The sequence below is a fragment of the Kocuria sp. CPCC 205231 genome, assembly GCF_040980965.1.
Classification (GTDB): domain Bacteria; phylum Actinomycetota; class Actinomycetes; order Actinomycetales; family Micrococcaceae; genus Kocuria; species Kocuria rosea.
Genome location: NZ_JAVKPP010000037.1, coordinates 1 through 6,660, shown reverse-complemented (window position 1 = coordinate 6,660; position 6,660 = coordinate 1). Strand labels below are relative to the sequence as shown.

Genomic DNA, 6,660 nt, shown 5'->3' with positions numbered 1-6,660 from the left:
CTGCCGCGGATGTGCGACCTCATGTTGCCGATGTCCCGAGACATGCCTTGCCTATGTCCTGAACCAGCACACTGTCAGCCCGACGATTCGAGGCCGGTGGACCGCGGGAACGCGGACCACCGGCCTTCTCTCGTTCCCGGGGACGGCGCCTCCGGCACCCGTGCTGCCTACCGGCGGGCCCGGGAGGCCGACTCCCGCAGCCGGTCCAGGTCGAGGTCCGGCCGGCCGCCGGCGCTGCCGACCACCTCGGCCGCCGCCGCCGCGGCCCACCAGGCGGCGGACTCGGGGCTCTCCCCGCGCAGCAGCGCGACGGTGAGCGCGGCCACGAACGAGTCGCCCGCCCCGGTGGGGTCCACGGGATCCTCGCCCAGGTGGGGCAGGAGCACGTGCCCGCCCGGCCAGGCGACCACGTCGCCCTCGCCGGTGGCCAGGGCGACGACGCGCGGGCCCTCCGCGAGCAGCGACTCCGCGGCCCGCACCGTCCCCGGCACGTCCTGCGGCGCCCAGCCCACCAGTGCCTCCGTCTCGGCGGTGTCCGCGCGCACCACGTCCGCGGTGCCCAGCACCCGCCGGCGCACCGCCCCGTCCGCCGGGGCGCCGTCGGCCACCACGATCGCGCCCCCCGCCGCGGCCGCCTCGAGGGCCTCCGTCACGGCCGCCCCCGGCTGCTGCAGCTGCACCAGCACGGCGTCCGCCGAGCGCAGCAGGTCCCGGCTCGCGCGCACGTCCCCGGCGTCCAGCAGCATCCCGGCGTCCACGTCCTCCAGCAGGCGGCGGACCCCGCGCGGCCCCACGAGGTCGACGAGCAGCGCGGTCGGGGCGCCGGCGCGGCGCACCACGGCGCCGACGTCGATCCCGTCGGCCGCGGCCTGGGCGAGCACCTCCGTGCCGGCGGAGTCGGTGCCCACGACCCCCACCAGGGCGACCTCGGCGCCGAGCTGGCGGCACGCCACGGCCTGGTTCGCGCCCTTGCCGCCGAGCAGCTCCTGCCGCTCGAGCACGTCGGCGGAACCGCCCTCCGCCGGCAGCTCCGCCACGGTCAGCACGAGATCCCGTCCCACCTGTCCGACCACCACGACACCGGACATCCGGCACTCCTTCCTCCGAGCGGCTCCGCTCGCGAGCCTAGAGCACTCCGGCCGCGGAGCCGACGGCGGTCGGGCGGTGCGGGGCGACCCGGCAGCGGGGGCGGAGCCCCGCCGCCGACCGCGGCGCATACACTGCACGGGACGTCGAGTGCTCCGGTCCCCGGGGCCGACCGCGAAGGAGCGCCGGAGTTGAACGACCTGCACACCCTGCCCAAGGCGGAGCTGCACCTGCACATCGAGGGCACCCTCGAGCCCGAGCTCGCGTTCGCGCTCGCCGCCAAGAACGGGGTGGAGATGCCCTACGGCTCCGTCGAGGAGCTGCGGCGGCAGTACGACTTCGAGGACCTGTCCTCGTTCCTCGCGCTCTACTACGCCACGATGGCGGTGCTGCGCGACGCCTCCGACTTCGAGGCGCTGACCCGGGCCTACCTCGAGCGCGCGGCGGCGCAGGGCCTGCGGCACGTCGACGTCTTCTTCGACCCGCAGGCGCACACCGCCCGGGGCGTGCCGCTCGGGACGGTGGTCGACGGCATCCGCGCCGCCCTCGACGCCGCCCGGGCCGAGCACGGCCTGACCAGCACGCTGCTGCTGTGCTTCCTGCGGGACCGGCCCGCCGCGGAGGCCGTCGAGCTCTTCGACTCCCTCGGGGACCAGCTGCCGCGCATCGACGGGATCGGCCTCGACTCGGCCGAGGTCGGCCATCCCCCGGCGCTCTTCGAGGAGGTCTACGCGCGGGCGCGGGCGGCCGGACTGCACGTCGTCGCCCACGCGGGGGAGGAGGCGGGTCCCGAGTACGTCCGGGAGGCCCTCGACGTGCTGCGCGTGGAGCGGGTGGACCACGGCATCCAGTGCCTGAGCGACCCGGAGCTCGTGGACCGCCTCGTCGCGGAGCGGGTCCCGCTCACCGTGTGCCCGCTGTCCAACGTGCGGCTGCGCGTGGTCGACACGCTCGCCGACCACCCGGTCCTGGACATGCTCGAGCGCGGACTGCTGGTCACGGTCAACTCCGACGACCCGGCCTACTTCGGCGGCTACGTGGGAGACGTCTTCCAGGACCTGCGCGACGCGCTGGGACTGACCGACGAGCAGGCCGTCGCACTGGCCCGCAACTCGGTGGACGCGTCCTTCGCGGGGACGGAGCGCAAGCGGGCGATCCACGCCGAGATCACCGCGTGGGAGGGCCGCTGAGCGGCCGACACCCGCGAGGTCCCGCGCCCTCGGGACACGGGGACGTCTGTGCCATAATCGAGCCGACCGCACCCGCCGGACCAGGAGCCACCCCATGAGCAACATCCCCGCCGACCTGTCCTACACGGCCGAGCACGAGTGGATCGCGGGCCCCGACGCCGACGGCGCGGTGCGCATCGGGATCACCGACCACGCGCAGGGCGAGCTGGGCGACGTCGTGTTCGTCCAGCTGCCCGAGGTGGGGGAGAGCGTCGAGGCGGGCGCCGCCGTGGGCGAGATCGAGTCCACCAAGTCCGTGAGCGACATCTTCGCCCCCGTCTCCGGCGAGGTCACCGCGGTCAACGAGGCGCTCGAGGCCGAGCCCGGGACCGTGAACTCCGCCCCCTACGCGGAGGGCTGGCTGTTCGCGGTCCGCCCCTCCGGCGAGGACTACCGCTCCGGGCTGCTCGACGCCGAGGGGTACGCCGCCCAGCTCGACTGACCCGCGCAGGACCCGACCACGCGCGAGCCGGGACGTGTCCCGGCCGCCCCTCCGTGTCTCCACCACCCGGTACACTGACAAGCAACCGGGTGGCTCCGGCCGGTCGCCCGGGGACCGCCGGGACAGGAGGTCGCGGGGCAGGGGTCCCACAGGACCCGTCCACCAACACGTCACCAGTCGAGGGAAGAGATGTCCAGAACCCAGAACGGCTCGAACGCACCCCAGGGGGAGCCGGAGACCACGTCGATCCAGATCGTGGCCGAGGTCCTCTCGCACGCGGCTTCGCACAAGCTCTCCCCCGAGGAGAGCTCGGCGGTCTCCGCGCTCCCGCCGCGCAGCGCCCTGCTCGTGGCCCACGACAGCGGCGGCTCCGGGTCACGCTTCCTGCTGGACCGGGACGAGGTCCCCGCCGGCCGCCACCCGTCCTCCGAGATCTTCCTGGACGACGTCACCGTCTCGCGCCGGCACGCGCGGTTCGTCCGGCGCGGCGACTCCTTCGAGATCATCGACTCCGGATCCCTGAACGGCACCTACGTCAACGGCGACCGCGTGGACAGCGCGCAGCTGGACAACGGCGACGAGGTCCAGATCGGGAAGTTCCGGTTCACGTTCTACCGTTCGCTGCGCTCGCAGTCGGACCAGTAGAAGGGAGCCATGACCGACCCCGCGGAGACCGATCCCCACCGGGACGACGTCCAGCACGAGGCCCGGGTGGGCATCAGCGCCGTGCTCAAGGAGCTCGGCGAGGACCACCCCGGCATCACCGCCTCGAAGCTGCGCTTCCTGGAGGACAAGGGCCTGGTCCACCCGGCGCGCACCGCGTCCGGCTACCGCAAGTTCTCGCGCGCGGACGTGGACCGGCTGCGCCGGATCCTGGAGCTCCAGCGCGACCGCTACCTCCCGCTGAAGGTGATCCGGGAGCGGCTGGACGCCGACGAGGACGCCCGCGCCGACGACGCCCGGCGCACCGCGGAGCCCGCCGATCCGGTCACCGCCCCCCTGCCGGTCGTCAGCGCGCCGCGCACCTACAACCTGCGGGAGCTCGCCGCCCGCACGGGCGCCGGCATCCCGCTCGTCCGGGAGCTCGTGAGCTACGGGCTGATCCGGGAGCAGAACGGGGCCTTCGACGACCACGCCCTCGCCATCACCCGGGCGGCCCTCGCGCTGACGGCCCACGGTCTGGAACCGCGCCACCTGCGCCCCTTCAAGGCCGCCGCGGACCGGGAACTGGGCCTCGTGGAGCGCGCCGTCGCGCCCCTCACCTCCCGCCGGGACGCCGCCTCGAGGGCACGCGCGGTCGAGCGCGCCCAGGAGATCTCGGGCCTGTGCCTCACCATCCACACCTCGCTCGTGCGCTCGGAGATCGCCGCGCTCCAGGAGCGCGCCGCGGTGGAGGGCTGACGTGGCCGTGCACCAGGTCCTGATGGAGATCGCGGGCGTCCGCATGGACGTGCCGTCGGCGCAGCCCGTCGTCGTCCTCCGCGAGGTCGAGGGCGGACGGCACCTGCCGATCTGGATCGGCACGAACGAGGCGACGTCCATCGTCTTCGCCGTGCAGGGGATCGAGCCGCCCCGGCCCCTGACGCACGACCTCGTGCTGTCGGTGGCCACCGCGTTCGGGCGCACGCTCACCCGGGTGCGGATCCACACGGTGGAGGAGGGGGTCTTCCACGCCGCGCTCGAGTTCTCGGACGGCACGGTCGTCGACTCCCGCGCCTCGGACGCGATCGCCCTGGCCGCCCGCACCGACTGCCCCATCCTGTGCACCGAGACCGTCCTCGACGAAGCCGGTCTCGTGATGAGCGGGGACGGGGAGCTGCGGGAGCCGTCCCCCCGCGCGGGGGAGGGAGAGCCGCAGCTGCCCCCGGAGACGCAGGTCGAGCAGTTCCGCGACTTCCTCGACAACGTCGACCCCGAGGACTTCTGAGCCGTCCCCATCCGCCCGACACGGGGTCCCGGCCCCTGATGTCTTTGACCCCGTCCCCGGGGAGGTCTACCGTCATAAGGTGTACTCGAGGTGTTCCCGGGGGGATCCGGACGTCTCTGTGAGACCATCCACTCCCGGCGCCGCGAGCACCGGGTCCACGAGCGAGGAGGCGGCGTGAGCGAACGCGAGCAGCCCGGCGGCCCTCCGGCGCACGGCACCCAGGGCGTCCTCTTCGACGACTCCGTGATCCGGGACGAGTCCGTCGGCTACCGCGGCCCCACCGCCTGCAAGGCCGCGGGCATCACCTACCGGCAGCTCGACTACTGGGCGCGGACCGGTCTCGTGGAGCCCACCGTGCGCGGCGCCTCCGGGTCCGGCACGCAGCGGCTCTACAGCTTCCGCGACATCCTCGTCCTGAAGATCGTCAAGCGGCTCCTGGACACCGGCGTCTCCCTGCAGCAGATCCGCACCGCCGTGGGGGCGCTGCGCGCCCAGGGCGTGGAGGACCTGGCCCGGCTCACCATGATGAGCGACGGCGCCAGCGTCTACGCGTGCACGTCCCCCCACGAGGTCATCGACCTGGTGCAGGGCGGACAGGGCGTCTTCGGGATCGCCGTGGGCCGGGTGTGGCGCGAGGTCGAGGGGACCCTCGCGGCGCTCCCCGGGGAGCACACCGGAGCGGACCGCGCCCCCGCCCAGGAGCCGCTGCCCGGGGACGAGCTCTCCGAGCGCCGGGCCCGCCGGCAGAGCGCGGGCTGAGCCGGGCGGCTCAGGACGAGCCGTCGAGCAGACCCTGCAGGATCGCCGTGTACCGCCCGGAGATGTCCTGGGCCTCCGCTCCCGGCCAGCGGTGGATCGGCCAGGCCGCGCCCTGCGCCTGCTGCCAGACGGGCAGGTCCGGGATCACCGGGCTGACCAGCAGGGGGCCGAACAGCTCCTGCAGCTCGTCCAGGCGGTGCCGGTGCTCCACCGACGAGTGCTGGACCTTGTTGACCACCACCCCGGCAGCCGGCACGGCCCACGTGCGGCTCTGCTCGAACTGGGCGATCGCCGTCATCGTGCGCTTGGTGCCCGCCACCGAGAACAGCGAGGGCTCCGCCACCGAGAGCACCTTGTCGCTGGCGGCCCACGCCGTGCGGGTCAGCGCGCTCAGGGTGGGCGGGCAGTCGACCAGCACCAGGTCGTACCCCTGGGCGCCGGAGAGCGCGCGCTCCAGCCGGCCGAGGTCCTTCTCCCGGTACTCGGAGCGATCGAGGTGGGACGAGCGGGCCGAGCCCGGGGCGACGTCGAGGGCCCTGCTGTCCAGGCCGGCCCGCACCGCCCAGGCCGAGGCCACGACCACGCGCTCGAGCGCTCCCCGGCGCGGCCTGCGCAGCACCTCCCCGATGTCGTGACCGCGCTCCGGGTGCACGCCCAGCCCGGTCGTGGCGTCGGCGTGCGGGTCGAGGTCCACCACCAGCGTGGGCACTCCCGCCTGCAGGGCCGCCGAGGCGATCCCCAGGGTCACGGAGGACTTGCCGACACCGCCCTTGAGGCTGCTGACGCTGACGATCTGCACGGAGGGGACACCCTTCGCTCGCGGGGAAACGGGAGGAGCGGCTCCTCGGGTCCGGGATCGGGGGCCGCGGCGAGGAGACGGCTGCGCCCATCGTAGCCGGGCGGGCGCGCTCCGCCCCGCTCCGGCGCGGAGCCGCCCGCGGCCGCCCCGCCCCCGCGCCGCCGCCGTGTACGCTGACCACGACGTCGCTCTGTGACAGCAGTCACAGTGTGCCCCGGGGTGGCGTGGTTCACTGGTCAGGACCGCCCGCGGACGGCCATGCTGACCGTGTGCGCGACGTTGTCCGACCTTCGACGAATCAGTGCCCGGGTGTCCGCCGAACGGCCCCGGGTGCGGAACGGGTGTTGATGTTCTCCAAGATCCTGGTGGCCAATCGCGGCGAGATCGCGATCCGTGCTTTCCGTGCCGCCTACGAGCT

General features: G+C 74.2%; 8 protein-coding genes. 6 read left to right on the top strand and 2 right to left on the bottom strand.

All coding sequences use genetic code 11. The features are described 5' to 3' along the window. Positions 1-167 precede the first annotated feature (167 nt). Positions 168-1,088 carry a PfkB family carbohydrate kinase gene (locus RF640_RS18570; protein WP_336650680.1) on the bottom strand — a complete coding sequence of 307 codons (921 nt, stop codon included), beginning with the start codon at positions 1,086-1,088 and terminating at the stop codon, positions 168-170. Positions 1,089-1,277: 189 nt separating this feature from the next. On the opposite strand from RF640_RS18570, the gene RF640_RS18565 reads away from it, so the two are divergent. The 6 genes from RF640_RS18565 to RF640_RS18540 all read left to right on the top strand — a co-directional run bounded on the left by RF640_RS18565 (position 1,278) and on the right by RF640_RS18540 (position 5,443). After that, positions 1,278-2,276 carry an adenosine deaminase gene (locus RF640_RS18565; RefSeq protein ID WP_109244435.1) on the top strand — a complete coding sequence of 333 codons (999 nt, stop codon included), beginning with the start codon at positions 1,278-1,280 and terminating at the stop codon, positions 2,274-2,276. Between the two features lie 94 nt (positions 2,277-2,370). Further along, the gene (gene gcvH, locus RF640_RS18560) at positions 2,371-2,757 is read left to right on the top strand and encodes a glycine cleavage system protein GcvH (RefSeq protein WP_017833714.1); all 387 of its coding nucleotides are present in this window, start codon (positions 2,371-2,373) and stop codon (positions 2,755-2,757) included. A 189-nt stretch (positions 2,758-2,946) separates the two neighbouring features. Further along, a complete protein-coding gene (locus tag RF640_RS18555) occupies positions 2,947-3,402 on the top strand; it encodes an FHA domain-containing protein (RefSeq protein ID WP_017833713.1) in 456 nt (151 codons plus the stop codon). A gap of 9 nt (positions 3,403-3,411) precedes the next feature. Then, on the top strand, positions 3,412-4,158 hold the full coding sequence (locus RF640_RS18550; protein ID WP_017833712.1) for a MerR family transcriptional regulator: 747 nt from the start codon (positions 3,412-3,414) through the stop codon (positions 4,156-4,158). Between the two features lie 22 nt (positions 4,159-4,180). Next, positions 4,181-4,684, top strand: a complete 504-nt coding sequence (locus tag RF640_RS18545) for a bifunctional nuclease family protein (RefSeq protein WP_031283123.1) — start codon at positions 4,181-4,183, stop codon at positions 4,682-4,684. Positions 4,685-4,858: 174 nt separating this feature from the next. Beyond that, complete coding sequence (locus RF640_RS18540; RefSeq protein ID WP_017833710.1) at positions 4,859-5,443, top strand: MerR family transcriptional regulator; 585 nt, start codon at positions 4,859-4,861, stop codon at positions 5,441-5,443. A gap of 10 nt (positions 5,444-5,453) precedes the next feature. Here the strand turns inward: RF640_RS18540 and RF640_RS18535 are convergent, their stop codons facing one another. After that, on the bottom strand, positions 5,454-6,242 hold the full coding sequence (locus RF640_RS18535) for a ParA family protein (protein ID WP_017833709.1): 789 nt from the start codon (positions 6,240-6,242) through the stop codon (positions 5,454-5,456). Positions 6,243-6,660 lie beyond the last annotated feature (418 nt).